This window comes from Rhodococcus sp. IEGM 1318, assembly GCF_033142465.1.
GTDB classification, from domain to species: Bacteria; Actinomycetota; Actinomycetes; order Mycobacteriales; family Mycobacteriaceae; genus Rhodococcus_F; species Rhodococcus_F qingshengii_B.
Genome location: NZ_JAWLSC010000013.1, coordinates 211,634 through 230,389 on the forward strand (window position 1 = coordinate 211,634; position 18,756 = coordinate 230,389).

The 18,756-nt window shown below is 62.5% G+C and carries 20 protein-coding genes; 6 read left to right on the forward strand and 14 right to left on the reverse strand.

What is annotated here, in order from left to right; all coding sequences use genetic code 11:
• Window positions 1-38 precede the first annotated feature (38 nt).
• The gene (locus R4P65_RS26845; RefSeq protein ID WP_317828772.1) at window positions 39-1,277 is read right to left on the reverse strand and encodes an MFS transporter; all 1,239 of its coding nucleotides are present in this window, start codon (window positions 1,275-1,277) and stop codon (window positions 39-41) included.
• Between the two features lie 113 nt (window positions 1,278-1,390).
• On the opposite strand from R4P65_RS26845, the gene R4P65_RS26850 reads away from it, so the two are divergent.
• Complete coding sequence (locus R4P65_RS26850; RefSeq protein ID WP_230814484.1) at window positions 1,391-1,981, forward strand: TetR/AcrR family transcriptional regulator; 591 nt, start codon at window positions 1,391-1,393, stop codon at window positions 1,979-1,981.
• Here the strand turns inward: R4P65_RS26850 and R4P65_RS26855 are convergent.
• Both R4P65_RS26855 and R4P65_RS26860 read right to left on the reverse strand, forming a co-directional pair.
• The gene (locus tag R4P65_RS26855) at window positions 1,939-2,559 is read right to left on the reverse strand and encodes a GNAT family N-acetyltransferase (RefSeq protein WP_230814483.1); all 621 of its coding nucleotides are present in this window, start codon (window positions 2,557-2,559) and stop codon (window positions 1,939-1,941) included. The two genes, R4P65_RS26850 and R4P65_RS26855, sit on opposite strands and share 43 nt — an antisense overlap.
• Window positions 2,560-2,605: 46 nt before the next feature.
• The gene (locus R4P65_RS26860; RefSeq protein WP_317828773.1) at window positions 2,606-3,199 is read right to left on the reverse strand and encodes a TetR/AcrR family transcriptional regulator; all 594 of its coding nucleotides are present in this window, start codon (window positions 3,197-3,199) and stop codon (window positions 2,606-2,608) included.
• An 87-nt stretch (window positions 3,200-3,286) separates the two neighbouring features.
• Between R4P65_RS26860 and R4P65_RS26865 the strand changes: the two genes are divergently transcribed.
• Window positions 3,287-3,673: a DUF1304 domain-containing protein gene (locus tag R4P65_RS26865; RefSeq protein WP_030535390.1), complete on the forward strand. Its 387-nt coding sequence runs from the start codon at window positions 3,287-3,289 to the stop codon at window positions 3,671-3,673.
• Between the two features lie 7 nt (window positions 3,674-3,680).
• On the opposite strand, the gene R4P65_RS26870 is transcribed toward R4P65_RS26865, so the two are convergent.
• The 3 genes from R4P65_RS26870 to R4P65_RS26880 form a co-directional block, all read right to left on the reverse strand.
• A complete protein-coding gene (locus R4P65_RS26870) occupies window positions 3,681-4,190 on the reverse strand; it encodes a hypothetical protein (RefSeq protein WP_317828774.1) in 510 nt (169 codons plus the stop codon).
• A 301-nt stretch (window positions 4,191-4,491) separates the two neighbouring features.
• Complete coding sequence (locus R4P65_RS26875) at window positions 4,492-5,337, reverse strand: mycofactocin-coupled SDR family oxidoreductase (protein ID WP_317828775.1); 846 nt, start codon at window positions 5,335-5,337, stop codon at window positions 4,492-4,494.
• A gap of 92 nt (window positions 5,338-5,429) precedes the next feature.
• Entirely contained in the window at window positions 5,430-7,346 is a 1,917-nt protein-coding gene (locus tag R4P65_RS26880) for a propionyl-CoA synthetase (protein WP_317828776.1), read from the reverse strand.
• Between the two features lie 182 nt (window positions 7,347-7,528).
• Here R4P65_RS26880 and R4P65_RS26885 point away from each other — a divergent pair, with 182 nt between their 5' ends.
• Window positions 7,529-8,800, forward strand: a complete 1,272-nt coding sequence (locus R4P65_RS26885) for an MFS transporter (RefSeq protein WP_317828777.1) — start codon at window positions 7,529-7,531, stop codon at window positions 8,798-8,800.
• Between the two features lie 4 nt (window positions 8,801-8,804).
• Here the strand turns inward: R4P65_RS26885 and R4P65_RS26890 are convergent, their stop codons facing one another.
• From R4P65_RS26890 to R4P65_RS26915, 6 genes are all read right to left on the reverse strand, one after another.
• Window positions 8,805-9,845: a hypothetical protein gene (locus tag R4P65_RS26890; protein WP_317828778.1), complete on the reverse strand. Its 1,041-nt coding sequence runs from the start codon at window positions 9,843-9,845 to the stop codon at window positions 8,805-8,807.
• Window positions 9,842-11,329, reverse strand: coding sequence for a carboxyl transferase domain-containing protein (locus R4P65_RS26895; protein ID WP_317828779.1), 1,488 nt, complete (start codon window positions 11,327-11,329; stop codon window positions 9,842-9,844). Before R4P65_RS26895 ends, R4P65_RS26890 begins: the two co-directional genes overlap by 4 nt.
• A 93-nt stretch (window positions 11,330-11,422) precedes the next feature.
• The gene (locus R4P65_RS26900) at window positions 11,423-12,616 is read right to left on the reverse strand and encodes an ABC transporter permease (RefSeq protein ID WP_317828780.1); all 1,194 of its coding nucleotides are present in this window, start codon (window positions 12,614-12,616) and stop codon (window positions 11,423-11,425) included.
• Window positions 12,613-13,509, reverse strand: coding sequence for an ATP-binding cassette domain-containing protein (locus tag R4P65_RS26905; RefSeq protein ID WP_317828781.1), 897 nt, complete (start codon window positions 13,507-13,509; stop codon window positions 12,613-12,615). The genes R4P65_RS26900 and R4P65_RS26905 overlap by 4 nt, the downstream gene beginning before the upstream one ends.
• A 43-nt stretch (window positions 13,510-13,552) precedes the next feature.
• On the reverse strand, window positions 13,553-14,098 hold the full coding sequence (locus R4P65_RS26910) for a hypothetical protein (RefSeq protein ID WP_230814474.1): 546 nt from the start codon (window positions 14,096-14,098) through the stop codon (window positions 13,553-13,555).
• Window positions 14,091-14,387: a helix-turn-helix transcriptional regulator gene (locus R4P65_RS26915; protein WP_019744867.1), complete on the reverse strand. Its 297-nt coding sequence runs from the start codon at window positions 14,385-14,387 to the stop codon at window positions 14,091-14,093. Before R4P65_RS26915 ends, R4P65_RS26910 begins: the two co-directional genes overlap by 8 nt.
• 106 nt (window positions 14,388-14,493) lie before the next feature.
• Between R4P65_RS26915 and R4P65_RS26920 the strand changes: the two genes are divergently transcribed.
• The 3 genes from R4P65_RS26920 to R4P65_RS26930 all read left to right on the forward strand — a co-directional run bounded on the left by R4P65_RS26920 (window position 14,494) and on the right by R4P65_RS26930 (window position 15,979).
• Entirely contained in the window at window positions 14,494-14,913 is a 420-nt protein-coding gene (locus R4P65_RS26920) for a hypothetical protein (RefSeq protein ID WP_317828782.1), read from the forward strand.
• 76 nt (window positions 14,914-14,989) lie between these two features.
• Entirely contained in the window at window positions 14,990-15,403 is a 414-nt protein-coding gene (locus R4P65_RS26925; protein WP_029255991.1) for a VOC family protein, read from the forward strand.
• A complete protein-coding gene (locus tag R4P65_RS26930) occupies window positions 15,404-15,979 on the forward strand; it encodes a TetR/AcrR family transcriptional regulator (RefSeq protein WP_317828783.1) in 576 nt (191 codons plus the stop codon). It abuts the gene before it with no gap.
• 12 nt (window positions 15,980-15,991) lie between these two features.
• Here the strand turns inward: R4P65_RS26930 and R4P65_RS26935 are convergent, their stop codons facing one another.
• Together R4P65_RS26935 and R4P65_RS26940 are read right to left on the reverse strand one after the other, a co-directional pair.
• Complete coding sequence (locus tag R4P65_RS26935) at window positions 15,992-16,831, reverse strand: aldo/keto reductase (protein ID WP_317828784.1); 840 nt, start codon at window positions 16,829-16,831, stop codon at window positions 15,992-15,994.
• 143 nt (window positions 16,832-16,974) lie between these two features.
• Window positions 16,975-18,606, reverse strand: coding sequence for an ABC-F family ATP-binding cassette domain-containing protein (locus tag R4P65_RS26940; RefSeq protein ID WP_317828785.1), 1,632 nt, complete (start codon window positions 18,604-18,606; stop codon window positions 16,975-16,977).
• Window positions 18,607-18,756: the final 150 nt, after the last annotated feature.

Below are 18,756 nucleotides of genomic sequence, written 5' to 3' on the forward strand. Positions count from 1 at the left end.
GTGCAGGAGGAACGGTGTGTCCACCGATCGGGGGACACCTACTCCGACACGGAGACAGCTTCGACCTTTCGCTCGCCGGTGACCAGCAGACCGATCAGTGCGGCGGCCGCGAGAACCATGACGAGTGCTCCGTAGCCACGCGTCGTATCCACCAACCCCACCTTGCCGACCAGGTAGCCGGCCAGCAATGCCGGAAGGCTGTTGGCCAGATATGCGATGACGTAGACGGTGGACAACAACCCCGCGCGTTCGTGGTTCTCGGCCAGCGGCATGACAGTGCGGATGGTTCCCTGGAATCCTGCTCCGAAGCCGATCCCGGCAACAGCCGTACCGACCAGAATCAATACTGCAGAGGATGTTTCAGCACCGATGAGTGTGACGGCCACCCCGAGCACTAATGCGGTGGTTCCGATCAGCATCACGGTTCGGCCGCCGAGTTTGCGGAAGGTGAGCACCGCTGCGGCTCCGAATCCCGTCAGTGTTGCGACCATGATGGCACCGATGAGCGAGCTGTGAACGTCAAGTGCGTTGCGCGCCAGCGCCGGTCCGAGTGAGAGGTAGAAACCGCCCAGTGCCCAGACCGCGATCAGGCACGGTGCGGTGAGCGCAATCATGGTTCGGGCCTCGCGAGGAACAGCAAGGGTGGGGCGTAGCGACTGCCAAGCTCCGGGGCGACCGCCCGAAGTCTCGGGAGCGGCCCAAACCCCGAGGATTTCGAGAACGACCAGTACGAGAAGGACCAGGTAGACAGTGCTGGTGGGTCGTGGCAGGTGCTCGCTGATGAGACTCGAACCCACGGCTCCGAGGGCAAGTCCCACGGTCGGAGCGACGCTGTTGATGATCGATCCGCGGCCAGGAGTGCGTTCGAGGTCGATCAACGCCGAACCCAGAGCGCTGATTGCGGCGCCGGTGGCAACACCCTGTACGACCCGGGCGATGAGCAGGATGGTCAAACCGTCGGCCGAGGCGAACAGTGCAAGCGAGACTGCCTCGAGCGCGAGTGCTCCGAGCAGGACCGGGCGCCTGCCGATGTGATCGGACAGGGATCCGGCGGTCAAGAGCGTGGCGAGCAATGCGAGAGCGTAGATGCCGAACACGAGCGTCGACGCCAGCGAGGAGAATCCCCATAACTGTTGGTAGTGCTCGTACAGCGGCGTCGGGGTCGCGGAGGCGCCCAGGAACGTGGCGATGATGACGGCGATGAGTGTGAAAGCGACGCCTCGCCCCAAGCGTGGGCGCGAAGTGCTCTCGGCCGGTGGTGAAGTGGTCGTTGTCATTGTCGTGGCGCTTCCCGTGCGGGTGATGAAGACTTCAAACGCAAATGCTTTGCTTTTGGGACGCTACGCCTGGCCGTATCCTAATGCAACATCTTTGCGTTAGTATTGGAATCATGAGTCCGTCCGCAGGTCCGCGCCCCGGTGGCCGCAGTGCGCGTATCCAACAGGCCGTCCACGCGTCGGCGCGCAAGTTACTGGAACAGCGTGATCGAGCCGAGATCACGGTGCCGATGATCGCGACCGATGCGGGAGTGACCCCGTCGACCATCTATCGGCGTTGGGGCGACATCAACGAAGTTTTTGCCGATGTCTCGATTGAGCGATTGCGTCCGGACGCCGACCCTCGCGAAACGGGTTCACTCCGAGGAGATCTGACGGTCTGGGCGCAGGAATATCTCGAGGAGATGTCCGCGCCCGTCGGTCGCGCGTCGCTGCGAGATGTGCTGATGAGCGACGATCAGACGCACGCGCCCGACGGTACGAAGAAGTTCAAGTGCGCCTTCTTCTGTCGAACGCAGATCGACGTGATCCTCGCACGTTGGCCGGAAGCTGCCGCCGTGGATGGTGATTCGGTAGTGGACCACGTGGTGGCGCCGATCATCTACCGAATTCTGTTCGACCTCGAACCGGTCGCGCCGCAGCGCGTTGCGGAATTGGTGGATCAGACACTTGCCCTCGCGGCGCGGGTCGTTGTCGAAGGTTGATCGCTGCGTAGGCGGGCGTGGACGTGCATGTCGTGCCAGCCGTCAGCATGCCTGGCGGAGCCTCGTCGAACACCTTCTTCGCTGAACCCTGCTTTGGTGGCGACTCGGCACGATCGTGGGTTGTGGATCGAGTGTTCGAGTTCCAGGCGGTGAAACCCGGCATCGCGGAATGCCCACTCGGACAGTGTGGTTACAGCCTGGGTGCAGAGTCCGCGGCCGCGCGCCGCTGGCGTCATCCAATACGCGAGCTCAGCAGTGCCGTCCCACAAATTCACCCCCTTTGCCGTGATTCGGCCGAGGAGTTCATTCGTCTCGGGGGCGGCAATCGCCCAATGGCATTCGGATTCGCTTGCCCACCCGTCTCGCCACTGGGTGAGCCAATTCCGTGCTTCGTCGATCGAGTCGGCGCGGCGTACGTGCCAACGCTGAATCGACGGATCTCGAAAGGCTTCCACGACAGCCGGGGCGTCGTCGTAGGTCCACGGCCGGAGAATCGCTGAAGTCCCGACGTGGATCGAGGGTTGGTCTATCCCCCCGAGATAGCCACTGGCGATCGCGGGCGTAGTCAACTTGGGCATGTGAAGCATCATTGCTTACCCGTTCGATTGTGGGTAACGATGCGAGCTACATGTTCCGGCTCTGCCACTCTGCGTTCAGTCGGCGCGCGGATTTCAGAGTTGCGATCGCCTCTTCGGTATCAACTCGCGCGAGGACTAGTGCACTTACGTTGCAGGAGAGAAGGATTCGAGTGCGATCCGTCAGGGCAGCGTCTGTCTCGGTCGGAAATGTGGCTTGTAGCCCGCTGCGAATGGCAACAGCAAGTTCTTGCCGATAAGCGCGGATCACGGCTGCCGCCGCGTCATCGTGCGCGCCGAGTCCGGCAGCAGTATTGAGAAGTAGGCAACCTCGCCGCGGTGAGTCGGCGGTCATGGTGCCGATCGCTTGTTCCAGCGAGGAAAGGTAGTCGTCGATGACGTCCGGTCCCGGATTCGTAGTGAGGCTGCGCAGACGTGGCCGGATGACATGTTCGAGGTACATCTGCACGGCGGCGTCGAACAATCCGCGCTTGTTGGTGAACGAGTTGTAGAGACTTGACCGACTCAGCCCCGTCGCGGATTCGAGGTCGCCGAGTGAGGCGCCTTCGTATCCGCGTGCCCAGAAGACGTCCAACGCGGCAGCGACCACGGCTGTTGTGTCGAATTCTTGTGATCTGCCCATCAAAGCCTCGCTCTTTCTGTATCGTTCGGTCCAGTATATATTGGACTGAACGATACAGAATTCACTCGAAGCAACAGGAGCTCACCGATGAACGTCGCCGGCTACATCTTCGCGGGACTGGCCGCAGCAGTGCACGTATACATTTTTGTCCTCGAATCGATTCTCTGGACGGCCCCGAAGACCCGCGCCGCGTTCGGCGTGAAGTCCGAGGAAGAGGCGATCACCACGCAGCCGCTCGCCTTCAACCAGGGCTTTTACAATCTTTTCCTGGCGATCGTGTCGGCGGTCGGCATCGTGATTGCGGCGACCGGCTCCGCGTCGGTCGGAATTGCCCTCGTCCTGGCAGGCACAGGATCGATGGTTGCCGCGGGGTTGGTGCTGATTCTCTCGTCTCCCGACAAAGCCCGCGCAGCCGTCGTGCAGATGCTTTTCCCAGCTATTGCCGTTGTTCTGCTGGTAATCCACCTGCTCTGAGTGGTCTCTATCCGCCGCCGAGCACCAGTGATTCGATCAACGCAAAAGCCCCGTTGAGTGCTCCACAATCGAAGGCTTCGGCCAGGGCGTATCCGATGACAAGTTCGTCGGTGCTCGGCATGCTCGACCAGACTGCGTCGGTCTGCCTAGGATCGGATTCCTCGTTCTTGGAGAAGAGCCCGATCCGCAATCCGTCGCGGGTGAAGGCACTGTTCGCGTCGTCGACTGGGGCGAAGTTCAAACTCACGCCGTCGACGAGTGCCGAGACAGAGTACGAGCGACGGGACAGAAACCCTTTGCCGACAGTGAGTTCGACTTCGTCGCCACCGACAGTGAAGAACAAGTCGGCGGCGGCGCGCGTTCCGATGGGTGTACCTTCACGGCGTGGGGAATCGACTCGACGCGTCAACAGAGCGTGTGAGTTGCCGTTTCGGACGTCGACGACCCCCGTGTCGACATCGAACGAGATCTCGACTTTTCCGTGAATCGGGTCCATTACGGCGTATTTGACCGTCACTGTGCCTACCCCCTGTAAGTGTGAACTCGGGTCCATAATACGTGGTGGGAGCGTTGTCCAGTATGCCCGAATCCAAAAAAATAGTGCCGAATGACGCGCGTTTGCGGCCAAATGCTTCTACGCTGGGTCTTGGGTTTGTTGCGCATCCCACAACGGTTTTTCCCACGCCAGACGAGGAGCGCCTATGAGGTTGTCGACTACTTGTTCTGTTGCTACGAAGGCTTGATCAAGCCGGAATTGCCTCTGCCGGATGGTGCTCGAGACCCATCCGGCAGAGGCAATTCTGCATCAGTTCGGGCCTTCAGCCGCCGGCGAATTTTTCCGAGGTGCCGAGATCGATCGGTAGGGCGATCCCGGTGATCCCGCGCCCGGCCGGCCCCACCAGATAGAACACCGCATCCGCAATCACTTCGGGGTCGACCCACGGGTGGGGCAGCAGATTCAGCTTCGACATGATCGGAGCGGTATCGGCGAGGACAGGATTCTCCAAGTCTGGACGGAACGCACGAACCATCGGTTCGTTGTCGATCATCGTCGTTCGCACATTGCCCGGGTGTACGGAGTTGACCCGAATGTCCGCCCAGCCGAGTTCGTTGGCCAGAGACTTCGCCAGCCCCCGAACGGCGTGCTTCGACGCGGAATAGTGTGCGATACCCGGCACGCCTCGAAGCCCGGCCATCGAGCTGATCAACACGATCGATCCACCTCGATTGCCGTTCATGATGTGCGGAATCGATACTTTGGTCGTCAACCATACGCCCGTGACGTTGATGTCCATCAGCTCGCGGAACTCTTCGGCGCTCAAGTCCCAGGATAATTTTGCCGACGCCGCGATGCCTGCGTTGGCGATCACGATGTCCAGTCGGCCGAGTTCCTCGACTCCGGCGTCGACAGCTGATTTCAGGGCATCGAGGTCGCGAGTGTCCGCTACGGACGCGACGATGCGCCGGCCCTGAGCTTCGACCAGGGCGACGGTCTGGGCGAGGTCGGCCTCGGTGGCCATGTCGTAGCCCGCCGTGGCGACCGGCGCGCAGAGATCCACCGCGATGATGTCCGCGCCCTCGGATGCGAGCTTGACGGCATGCGCGCGCCCTTGACCACGCGCCGCTCCGGTGATGAATGCGACCTGACCGTCCAAATTGCCCATCGAACTTCCCCTGCCCGTGTGAATCGCCAGAACTGGAACGTGTTCATACTGCTACGTCCGGAGTCAGACAGGCAGGGGAATTCGCTGAATCCTTATCCGCGAAGGAGTTTGGACAACTCGTCCAGTACGCTCGCGTCTTCGATGGTCGACGGGACCGTGTACTCCTCGTTGTCGGCGATCTGCCGCATGGTCTTGCGGAGGATCTTGCCGGAGCGCGTCTTCGGCAGGGCCGCGACGACTGTGACGTCCCGGAACGTGGCGACGGCACCGATCTGGTCTCGCACCCGCGCGACCAGTTCCTGTCGGAGTGTTTCGGGATCGATGTCGACGCCGGACTTGAGCACGACGTAGCCGCTCGGCCGTTGCCCCTTGAGTTCGTCGTGAATGCCGATGACGGCGCACTCGGCGACGGCCGGGTGGCCGGCGACGACAGCCTCCATGCTTCCGGTCGAAAGGCGGTGTCCGGCAACGTTGATCACGTCGTCGCTACGTCCGAGGACGAAGACGTAGTTGTTCTCGTCGATGTATCCGGAGTCGCCGGTGAGGTAGTAGCCTTCGAATGTCGACAGGTAGGACTTCACGTAACGGTCCTCGTCACGCCACAGTCCGGCGAGCGTTCCGGGAGGAAGCGGCAGGCCGATCACGATGTTGCCCTCGGTGCCCGGACCCACGAGTTCGCCCTTGCCGTCGACGATTTCGACGCGGTATCCAGGGCAGGCGACGGTGGGGGAGCCTGCTTTGATCGCCATGGGTTCGAGGCCGCGCAGGTTGGCGCAGATGGCCCAACCGGTTTCGGTCTGCCACCAGTGATCGACCACCGGGCGATCGAGAATCCGAGTAGCCCACTCGTAGGTGTCGGGGTCCAAGCGCTCGCCGGCAGCGAACAGTGTGTCGAGCGACGAGATGTCGTACTTGGCAAGCTCTTTTGCGTCCGGGTCGGCCTTGCGGACCGCGCGGATCGCTGTCGGAGCGGTGAAGAGTGCCGACACGTTGTATTCGGAAATGATGCGCCAGAAGGCACCGGCGTCGGGGGTCCCGACGGGCTTGCCTTCGTACATGACCGTCGTGGCTCCGGCGAGCAGAGGTCCGTAGACGATGTAGGAGTGGCCGACCACCCAGCCGACGTCGGAGGCGGTCCACCACACCTGTCCTGGGCTGATGTCGTACAGATTCTTCATGGTCCACGTCAGCGCAACGGCATGGCCACCGTTGTCCCGGACGACGCCCTTGGGCTTGCCGGTCGTTCCGGAGGTGTAGAGGATGTAGAGCGGATCCGTCGCGGCGACCGACACCGGGTCGGCCGCGGTGGCGTCGGCGATCAGCTCGTCCCAATCGAACCAGGCTGCGGCACTTGACTTGTAGTCGGCAGCGGCGCCGGGAATCTGCTCACGATTCTTCACGATCACGGTGTGCGCGGGCGTAGCCGACAGTTGCAGAGCCTTCTCGACCATCGGCAGATACTCGATGGTTCGTCCCGGCTCGAGGCCACCGGACGCCGTCACGAGCACCACTGGACCGGCGTCGTCGATACGGGTTGCGAGTTCCTTGGCCGCAAAGCCGCCGAACACCACCGAATGCACAGCGCCGATACGCGCACACGCGAGCATCGCAATCGCGGCTTCGGGGATCATCGGCATGTAGATGATGACTCGGTCACCTGCCACGACGCCCTGATCTTTCAAGACACCGGCGAAGAGCGAGACCTGCTCGAGGAGTTCGGCGTAGGTGTACGTGGCCTTGGTGGGGACCATCGCGGAGTCGAAGATCAACGCGGTCTGATCGCCGCGGCCGTCGCGGACGTGCCGATCGAGTGCATTGAAGCTGGTGTTGAGCGAAGCATCCGGGAACCAGCGATAGATCGGTGCGGCGGAATCGTCGAGAGCCCTCGTTGGGGCGACATCCCAGTCGACGGCACGCGCAGCGTCGAGCCAGAACTTCTCCGGCTGATCCATGCTCTCGCGATATGCGTCGGCATACGTGGTGTGGGACGCCTGCTCAGAAGAGCTCATCGACGTGTGTCCTCTCGTGAACTTCGCTTACTGGTGACCTGAAACACCTTAGGTCACCGTCAGTGTGGTGCGCCTCAGTAGCGGTGCGGGTACCGTCCCTTTGCGCCGGGCGGGCCTGTCCCGTCGGTCAGTGGTGTGTGCGGGTGGGGCGGGATAGGCCAGGGATTGGAAGGGGGATCGATGTGACAGGTGCAGCGCAACGCGCAGGCTTCTGGGGAGTCCTCGCTCAGCGTGACTTCCGACTTCTGTGGACCGGCGACGCAGTCAGCGGCATCGGAAACGGTGTCACGACCGTCGTACTGCCTCTGATCGCGCTTCGTGAACTCGACGCGAGTAACTTCCAGATCGGTGTGCTGGCCTCGGCGGTCTGGTTGCCGTGGTTGATCGTCGGATTACCTGCCGGTGCCTGGATCGACCGGCTGCGCCGCCGTCCGATCATGATGATCGCAAACGCTGCGTGCGCGGTGCTCTTCGCGAGCGTCGCGATTGCGGGCCTCATGGGGGCGGTGACGTACGGCCACCTGCTTCTGGTTGCGCTGCTCACCGGCACCGCCACCGTTTTCTTCCAGGCGGCCTACCACGCGTATCTCCCCACGGTGCTTGCCGAAGCGGATCTTGTCGAAGGGAACTCGAAGATTCAGGGCGCCGAGGCAGCAACCCGGGTGATCGGCCCCAGTTTCGGCGGGCTGTTGGTAGCGACGGTCGGGCTCGCTGCCGGTCTGCTGGTCGACGCGTTCACCTTCGTCTTCTGCTTCGTGTGTATCTGGCTGATTCGTGCGCAGGAAACGGTTGATCGCGGGCTCGGCGGCCGAGAGCCGTTGCGGCGCCAGATAGCGCTCGGACTGCGATTCGTCGCCGCTGATCCGTATCTGCGGTCGATCGTCGTCTACGGCACTCTGCTCAATTTCGGTCTCACCGGGTACTCCACGATTCAGATCGTGTTCCTGGAAAAGACGGTTGGTGTGGGGGAGTTCGGACTCGGGCTTCTCCTGGCGATTGCCGGGGTGGGCGGAATTGTCGGATCGATGATCGCGCGACCGCTCGGCCGCAGATTCGGCACTGCCCGAAGTGTTCTGATCTGTCAGTTGGTGACGGGACCGTTCATCCTGTTGGCACCTCTGACGACGTACGGTGCCGGCCTGTTCTGGTTCTGTGCCGGTGGCATGGTGATGGTTGCGGGCGTCGTGTCGTGCAACGTGGTGCTCGGCAGTTTCCGTCAAAGTTACTGTCCGCCGGACCGTCTCGGTCGAGTAGTGGCAACGAGTATGTTCCTGCTGCACAGCAGCATTCCGCTCGGTGCTCTGGCGGCAGGATACCTCGGCGACGCGGTGGGACTGCGCGGGGCAATGTGGATCATGGCCTGCCTGATCGCGCCGTGCGGATTGGTCCTGCTCTTCAGCCCGCTCCGCGGGATCCGCGATCTACCGAGTCGGCCTGCGGTCTCACTGCGGTAGAGGATTACTGCGGTAGAGCTGCGGCGGCCTCTTCGCTTCGAATCGCGATGCGAAGAGTCGCGAGCATGAACAGTGACACTGCGAATCCGAACAGCGCGCCGAGCTGGTCCTGTGTGAACAGATACACCTGCGTCACAAGGAGGCTGACGATGAGGGATGCACGCAGGAGCCTCAGGGCTCGCAGGTACGGACCTCGGAAGAGGAACCACACTCCCAGAACCACAAGAATTCCGGTTGCGACGGTGGAGATCTGGACCACCAGATCGGAGACGTCGTCGGCCTCGACGACGTTCTCGGACACCAACGCGTAGATCACCTGGACTATCGCCAGAAGAGCCTGCAGTACGAACAGGGTCAGTACCAGTCGGCGGACGACACGGTGTCGGAGCAGTTCCTCGGCGCGGTGGAAGAAGGCATTGCGGCCACGAGTGATCTTCGATTCCATACCGCCTACCGGCGGAGTCTGTGTGTGCAGGCCGGCCTTGATCGAGTCGACGAGGTCCGTGAGGCTGCGGTCTTCGACGCCGTCGAGCACTCGGAGGGCGTGGTTGTACTGGATCTCGTCGAGCTGGCCGAGTGCGAGGTCCGAGAGCGCTCGCGCGCCGATGGCGAGCCGATGACGATCATTCATACCGCGCCGAATCACCACCTCGCGCGCGGCCAGATAGAAGAGTACGAAGACGACGTACATGATCGCGATGGCAGGCTGGTAGAAGTAGTCGACGTCGGCGGTGACAAATTTTCCGACCTCGTCGATGAAGAGGCCGAATCCGATTCCGCCGACGAAGGTCGCCAGGTCACGCGTGCGAGAGCCTTCGGTGATGGCGGTAGCGACGATGGCGACGGCCAACAGCAATCCGCCCCACAAAACGTGTGCGATGTGGAGGGCGCCGCCCCCGATCTGGGGATAGCCCGTTGCTGCCAGATAGACGCGGGTGATCAGCACGGTCGCGACGCCGGCGAACAGGAACAATTCGAAACGAGCCAGTGCCGCGCGGTCGTAACTGTGCGGCAGCGTCAGCGCATTCCGGTCCTTCGTCGTCATTGCGGAACTCCCAGGTTTCGATAGCGCGCGATACGGGAGGACTGGCGATCGGTGTCCGACTCTTCGGCAAGCATGAAGAGCTCGTGCGCTATCGCAGCCCCTACCCTCTTGGAGAATTCCACGGGTTCGTCGGCCGCGTCAGGCGTTTCGGGAATGATCGCGTCGATCACGCCGTCTCGAAGCAGATCCAACGAACGAATGCCCTGCGCGGCGGCCATCTCCGGTGCGTGACTGATGTCGCGATGGACGATCGCGCTGGCGCCTTCCGGCGGCAGGGGAGCGAGCCACCCGTTCTGTGCCGCGAGCACCCGATCGGCGGGCAGCAGCGCGAGAGCCCCGCCGCCTGTCCCCTGGCCGAGCAACACCGACACTGTCGGGGTCTTCAGCGTCACGAGGTCGGCGATGCAGCGGGCGATCTCAGGGGCCAGTCCACGTTCCTCGGCTTCCTTGGACAGCGACGCGCCCAAAGTGTCGATCACGAGGACAAGCGGGAGTTGTAGTTCTTCGGCAAGTTTCATGCCCCGTCTGGCTTCACGAAGCGCGGCCGGTCCCATCGTGGTGAGCGCGGATTGGCCACTGCGGTCCTGGCCGAGCAGGATGCACGGAAAGCCTCGGAAGCGGGCGAGCGAGAGCAAGATCGTCGTGTCGGTTTCACCCTGCCCGGTGCCGCTGAGCGGTACCTGTTCGGTCGCGGCATGGCGGAGCAACTGCCGAATGCCTGGTCGATCGGCCCGGCGCGAGAGCATCACCGACTGCCAGGCGGGAACATCGGGAATCTCGGGTGAGGGAATCGGGTCCGCGGTCGCCGGAGCCGGGGGATCGGTGAGCACGCACAACGCTCGATTGACCAGCAGACGGAGGCGGTCGACGGGTACGACGCCGTCGATAACGCCGTTGCGATACAAGTTTTCGGACGTCTGGATGCCGTCGGGAAACTTTTCGCCGTAGAGCGATTCGTAGACACGGGGTCCGAGGAATCCCACCAGAGCACCGGGTTCCGCGACGGTGATGTGACCGAGGGATCCCCACGAGGCAAAGACCCCGCCGGTGGTGGGATTGCGCAGGTAAACCAGGTAAGGCAGGTGTGCCGCTTTGTGAACGGCCACTGCCGCAGCGATCTTCACCATCTGAACGAAGGCGACGGTGCCCTCCTGCATCCGCGTTCCGCCAGAGGTGGGCGAGGCGAGCAGCGGGAGTTGTTCTGCCGTAGCACGTTCGACGGCAGTCACGATCCGCTCGGCCGCGGCGACTCCGATGGAACCGGCGAGAAAGCTGAATTCACAGGCAATTACCGCGACCCGACGGCCCCGAACTGTACCGACACCGGTGACGACGGACTCGTCCACTCCACTTTTCTCGCGGGCCTTCGCCAGGTCTTCCGCGTATTTCGGGCCGGGCCCGACGTCGACGGGCGGGGAGTCCCAGGAGGCGAAGCTCTCGGGATCGAGTACCGCAGTGAGTAGTTCTTCGGCCGAGATTCGCACAACGTCCTCCAAGTAAGCAGCACCCCGTCCAGGATGAACCTACCTGGACGGGGTGCTGCCGGGGTCGCGTGGCGCCAGTTGTGCGCCGGAGAATCAGCGTCCGAACGCCTCTTTCCATGAAACGACCTTGCCGATGCGAAGGATGGAGCGCTGGTAGATCTTTGCCGCGATCATCGACAGTGCAGCAGTCACGACCAGCATCAGCAGAATGGTTCCCACGATCTGGAAAGGTGAAGCAACACCGGCGGAAATGCGCAGGGGCATGAGGATCGCCGAGAACGGCGGAATCCAACTCAGGACGTTGCTCAGGGTTCCTTCTGGATTGCTCACCGAGACGAAAGCCACGCTGACCATTGCCATGACAAGCAGCGCGAGTGGCATCGCGGTGGCATTGACGTCCTCCTGTCGCGAGACCATGGACCCGGCCGCTGCGTACAGCACGGCGAAGAAGAGGAAGCCGAGAATGAACCACCCGAGAGTGCCGAACAGAACACCGATCGCGGTGCCCGTCACGGTCAGGACGCCCGTCGCCAATCCGGTGGCGACGCCCGCGACAGCATAAGCAGCCATCTGAATCAGGCCGACAGCGCCGATTCCGAGAACCTTGCCCCACAACAACTGCAGCGGACGCAGAGTGGAGAGCAGCAACTCGACGACGCGACTGGACTTCTCCTCGACGACGCCCATCGCCACGTACGTTCCGAACAGCAAGATCTGCATGTACAGCAGCACCACGGCAGCGATCGACATCGCTATGCGTTGGCCCTGTTCGGGATCCGGGGGATCGATGGCATCGATGGTGACCACAGCAGTGGACGTGGCTTCGGCGAGTTGGGCCGGATCGATCCCTGCAGCGGAAAGCGCATTCGATTGTGCCTGTTGTGCAACGGAACTCTCGATGACGGCCCGCAGATTCGTGGGCACTTCCTTCTTGGTCACAACAGTGACGCCGCCGCCTGATCCAGCGATTACGGCCACGTCGAGGTCGCCGTCCTTGACCTGATCACGCGCGGTCCCGTCGTCGGAAACCTCCGTCACCGTCACCGGATTTCCGAGGGTGTCGCCGATGGACACCATCGTGGCACTGAGCGACTGGTTGCCGACCAAGCCGATCTTCGACTTGTCCTCGTCGCCACCGGAAAAGAGTGAGAAGGCAATGATGCCGCCGATGATCGCGACCAGAATGATGACGTTGCTGATCACGAAACTCTTCTTCGAGATCTGCGTCATGAATTCGCGTCGAGCGACCAACCCGATGGCTCGACCTCCACTCAACTGGTTGCTCATGCGGCCACTACCTCTCGGAACAGATCAGTCAGTGACGGACGTCGTAGCGTGAACTCGTGCACCGGACCGGTTTTCAACGCTGCATGCAGGATTTGCTGATCGTCGGCGGTGCCGTCGACGCTCAGGAGTGTTCGACCGTCGAGGTGGCTCAGCGTGGTGACACCGATCAGATGGTGTGCCCAGCCGACCGGAGCGTCAGGGGCGAAGACTTCGATTCGGCCGTCCCCCTTGCCTCGTAGTTCGTCGACAGTTCCGATCTCTCGCATGCTGCCGCGGCTGATGATGCCCACGCGATCGCACAGGCGCTCCACCAGATCCAGCTGATGGCTCGAGAAAATAACGGGAACACCGGTGCGAGCCTTCTCGACCAACACGTCACTCATGACGTCGACCGCTACCGGGTCCAAGCCCGAAAACGGTTCGTCCAGAACGAGTACCGAGGGATCGTGAATCAGCGCCGCTGCAAGCTGCACTCGTTGCTGATTACCGAGGGAGAGGGAGTCAACGGTGTCCTTGACGCGTTCGGCGATGCCCAGACGTTCGGTCCACCGCTCAGTGGCCGCATGCGCGTCGGCTTTCGAGAGGCCATGTAGCTCGGCCAGATAGGAGAGTTGCGCGCCCACCTTCATCTTGGGGTAGAGGCCGCGTTCCTCCGGCATGTATCCGATAGTGCGACGCACGTCGAGGTCGACGGGTTTGCCGCCGAGACGAACTTCGCCCGAATCTGCTCCGAGCACACCCAACGCAATGCGCATCGTGGTCGTCTTGCCGGCGCCGTTACTGCCGACAAATCCGAAGATCTCGCCTGGGCGGACTTCGAAACTCAGGTTGTCGAGTGCAACGACGTCGCCGTAGCGTTTCGAGATGCCGTCGATCGTGAGGGTGGCTGACATGGGTCCTTCCCATCGGTCGAGTGGTGCGCTTCGGTAATACGGTTCAGAGGTCGAACTCTTCCGAATCGATCGGATCCGGGTCTGGATTGGTCCACGAGAGAATCATCGCGGGCGTGCACGCGCCGATCAGCATTGCAGTCAGTGCCAATAAACCTCCCGTGTAAGGCAGCCTCTCTACATTCCACTGCACTGACGAGGTGAAAATGAGGAAAATGGCGACAATGAACACCAACGTTTGGGTCACGCTCAGCCCGACGGAGCGAGCGTCGTTGCGTTGCTGGATCTCCCATTCGTCCAAAGCCTGCCGCGGAGCATCCCCTTGCCGGCCCGACACGATTTGAAGTGAGGACCACGTCGGCAGGAACAATAGGGTGAGGACCGGCCATGCCACCGCGAAGAGCGGATTGAACAGGCACGCTATGCCGACGGCAACCATCGTGGTGAACAGGACTCCGAGGGCGACGACGAGTACGCGCCGACGTCGACGGGTTCGCCAATTCGGGAGCCAATGTCGGAACGTCTCCTCGTTCTGCAGGAACCGCCGAGTGCGGTGGGCCTGGTAGCGGTCGATCAGATTTGATTCAGGCACTTGGCTTTTCACTCCCCTCGGTAGTGCGGTCAGATCGGTAGACCTCCGTCGACAGCGGCCCGAACTCCGTCCGCGAGAACACCGCCTCGACCGGTAGGTCGAATACCCAGCAGATCCGAAATGCAAGATCCAGGCTGGGGTAGTGGTCGCCGCGTTCGAGTGCCCCCACCGTCTGCGGATTGACGTCGACGAGTTGTGCAAGCTGGGCCCGACTCATCTTCCGCTCGGCGCGAAGCACTCCGATGCGATTGAAGATAGGGAGCGCGTCTCCCCGCCGGACTGGGCTCATGCATCAAAGTGTTGTAAAAACCCAACAGTTTGTCAACACGAACCGCGATTGTCCCGCTTCTGGGTGATGCCGGCGGATAAGGTTCGGGCAGTGGAAGGGGCTTCGCATGGTGGTCGAACAGTTGGTGCTCGAGAAGTCCCGCCTGGTCGTGCAGGTGCGCGAGGACGGTAGCTACAGCGTGGGACCGCAAGGGCGCGAACCGCTCTGGCGCGATCCGATGGAGAAAGGTGCCGTCCTCGGTATCGGTCAGCACACTCCGGGGGATGTCGAAGGTGAGTCATGGTGGGTCGTCTACGGCCAATCGGACACCACGGGTGACGTCACCGTTCGACTCGAGGACGGGTCGCACGTGCCGGTTTCGCGCCTCGGTGAGATCTTCGCCAGTGAATGGGTGAGCACCCCACAGCAGGCGTTGTTGTACCGGTCCGATCGCCCGGTGGAGTCGCAGCCCACCAAGCTGTCGGTGTTGTTCGCCAGGCCGAAGTTCATGCCCAAAGCGGCGTTTCCGGAGAATGATCGTTTGTAGGCATCGCGAGGTCGGCTGTGGAGGGGCGGCCGGGCCTGTGCTCGAAACATTACGGTACGTACTGTATCGTTTGGATATGACAACTTGGCCGAACGACCTCGCAGTAGTGCAAGTGCGCATAGCGCGACCCACCGACAGGCTCGACGACGTGATTGCGTTCTATCGCGACTGTCTGGGATTGCCAGAGCTCTACCGGTTCTCCGGTCATGCCGGGTACGACGGAATCATGCTGGGGCTGCCGGATTCGAACTATCACCTCGAATTCACGACCCACGAAGACGGAAGCCCGTGCCCGGCGCCGACGCAGGACAACCTGTTGGTGCTCTACTTCGCCGGCGAGTCGGCGATGTACGAGGTAGTTCAGCGGTTGGGTGAAGCAGGGCACGAACCCGTTGGCGCCGAGAATCCGTATTGGGAGGAGAATGCGGGGATGACTTTCGAAGATCCCGACGGCTGGCGTCTGGTGCTCATGCCGCGACCGGTGCTGTAGATGGTGCGCGCCCGCGACGAGCGGATCGACGACGCCGTACTGGCGGCAACCCTGGAGTTGTTGGGGGAGAACGGTTATGCGGAGCTGTCGATCGGTTCGGTGGCGACGAGAGCTGGCGTGCACCGACCCGCCATCTACCGGAGATGGCCGTCGAAGCGGCATCTGGTGGTCGACGTCGTCGTGGCGCATATCGGCACTGATCCAACGCCGGACACCGGCGATCTCAGGGCAGACCTGGTCGCCGGCATCACGACATTGGTTGTGGGGCTGAGTGAAACGACAGTTGGGCGGATCCTGCCCGCGTTGGTTGCGGATCTGGCGGCGGACCCGGAATTGGCGCGGGATTTCCAGTCGGCATTCTTTCAGCCACGACGCGATTCCACTGCGGCAGTGCTGGAATCGGCGCGGCTACGCGGCGACATTCGGAGCGATTTCGACCTGGACTTCGTCCTGGATGCCCTGGCGTCGCCGATCTATTACCGAGCATTGTTCCGTCACTTACCGCTGGACGCGCTCCTGGCCGAGCAGTCCGTCGATTCTGTGCTGCTGACTTTGACTCCCCACGAAAATTCCTGAAGCCGTTTCGATTCAGTTCAATTCGACTGGATCGGGTCCGACACGGCTGTCGGTGTTCAGCGCCGCGATGGCAGCTGACTCGTCGGTATCGAGTGCGAAGTCGAAGATTGCGGCGTTGTCGCGCATGCGGGCAGGTGTAACCGACTTCGACAGAACGGTGTGTCCCTGTTCGAGATGCCAGCGCAGAATGATCTGCGCTGGGCTCTTTCCGTGTGCGGCAGCGATTTTCCCGATGGTCGGGTCGTCGAGGATAGTTCCCTGTCCCAGTGGGCTCCATGCCTCGATTTCGATGCCGCGACTCTGTGCGTACTCCCGTGAAGTGCGCTGGTGCAGTCTGGGGTGCAATTCGATCTGGTTGACGGCCGGGGTGATCGAGCTGTGCTCGGCCAGCAGTTCGAGGTGCTCCGGCAGGAAGTTGGACACGCCGATCGCACGGGCACGGCCGGAGCCGAGGATCTCCTCGAAAGCGGCCCACGTCTCCACGAACAGGCCCTTTGCCGGTGCCGGCCAGTGGATCAGATACAGGTCGACGAAGTCGAGGCCGAGCGTGTCGAGGCTCGTGTCGAACGCGGCGAGCGCTCGGTCGTGGCCCTGATCGTCATTCCACAACTTGGTGGTGACAAAAAGCTCTGACCTCGGAACACCCGAACTAGCTATGGCGCGGCCGACACCGGCTTCGTTTCCGTAAATTGCGGCCGTGTCGATGTGGCGGTAACCGATCTCGAGAGCGGTGGCAGTGACCTCTTCGGTCTGTGCGTCCGGTACCTGGAAAACGCCGTACCCGAGTTGTGGGATGGTGATCGGCTCGCCGGTGGTTCCGTGAGTCAGTGTGCGGTCGGGGATCGACAACATTGAAGAGCGCCTTTCAGGACTGGCTGTGGCGGTCCGACGGGCGATCGTGCCGCCCGTGAACCACCTATGCCGCGCATGCAACTATTGCGCACGCCTGATAAATAGTTGCACACGCGGGTTTTCTGCGCAAGCAGCGCCGTTGGCTACTCCTCGAAGAGTTGTCCGTTCTCCATCCGCCACCGGCGCGTGCTGCGGGTGGATTGGAGCATGCGTCGATCGTGAGTGACGAGGAGGAGGGTTCCCTCGAACGACTCCATCGCCTGCTCGAGTTGTTCGATCGCCGGAAGGTCGAGGTGGTTCGTCGGCTCGTCCAGTACCAGTAGGTTCACGCCGCGAGCTTGGAGCAAAGCAAGTGCAGCCCTTGTTCTTTCGCCGGGGGACAGGGAAGCGGCAGATCTGAGTACGTGGTGTCCGCGCAGGCCGAACTTGGCGAGCAGAGTACGGACATCGGCATCGGCCCAGTCCGGAACCTGAGCGCCGAAGGCCTCCACGACTGGTTGATCACCTTCGAACAATCCACGCGCCTGATCGATCTCACCGATCGCGACACCGGAACCCAAGGACGCGATGCCCTCGTCCGGGACGAGTTTGCCGAGCAAAACGTTCAGGAGGGTGGTCTTGCCTGCCCCGTTCGCGCCCGTGACGAGGATTCGATCGCCCCAGTCGATCTGTGTCGTGACCGGACCGAACGTGAACTGACCACGCGTTACCTTGGCACCATTCGTGGTTGCGACAACGGATCCGGACCGCGGAGCCGCCGCGATCTCCATGCGAAGTTCCCACTCCTTGCGCGGTTCCTCGACCACTTCGAGTCGCTCGATGCGACGTTGGGTCTGGCGTGCCTTCGCGGCTTGCTTCTCCGTAGACTCGGTCCGCAATCCGCGTCCGATCTTGTCGTTGTCCTTGGCCTTACGACGCGCATTGCGGACGCCGTGTTCCATCCAGTTGCGCTGCATCTGCGCGCGATCTTCGAGATCGGAGCGGGTGCCGGCATATTCCTCGAAGGCCTCGCGTGCGTGCTGGCGGGCTATCTCACGTTCGGCGAGGTACGACTCGTAGCCGCCGTCGTACACGGCGATGTCCTGTTGTGCCAGATCGAGTTCCACGATCCCCGTGACGGTGCGCGAGAGGAACTCGCGATCGTGGCTCACGACGACCAACGCCGCTCGGGTCTCGGCGACAAATCGTTCCAACTGCTCGAGACCCCGCAGGTCGAGATCGTTGGTGGGCTCGTCCAACAGGAGAATGTCGTAGCGCGAGAGCAGCAGCGACGCGAGGCCGGCGCGTGCGGCCTGACCGCCGGACAGTGCCGTCATGTGAGCGTCGAGGGATACGCCAAGTCCGAGTTCTTCGACTACTTTCTCGGCGCGCTCGAACAGATCGGCGCCGCCCAGCGCGAGCCAGCGTTCGAGCGCCGGGGAGTACAGATCCTCTTCGGCTTCAGCCAGCGTTTCGGCCGCGGTGTTCATAACCGCTTCGGCGTGCGCGACGCCGGTGCGTCGGCCGAGGAACTCGAGGACGGTCTCGCCCTCGATGCGGTCGGGTTCCTGCGCGAGGTAACCCACCGCAGCGTCTGGCGGGCTGAGGATGATCGAACCCTCGACGTCGGCGGTTCCGATTCCGGCCAGTGCAGTGAGAAGCGTCGACTTGCCGGCGCCGTTCGCCCCGACGAGGCCGATGACGTCGCCGGGCGCCACCGTCAGATCGAGGTCGGAGAACAGGGTGCGTTCTCCCCGGGAAGCAGAGAGGCCGCTGATGCGCAGTGTTGCAGTCACCCGAGAAGTATCCCCGGTGCTGTGCGCCAGTGTTAATCGGTGCTGTGCGCCATTGTTTAACCCGGGCGGTTGACAAAGGCGCACAGCCGTCAGTGCCCCCCCCCGGGGGTCCCCCCCGGCTGGGCCGCCCGGCCCGGCACTGGCGCTTGC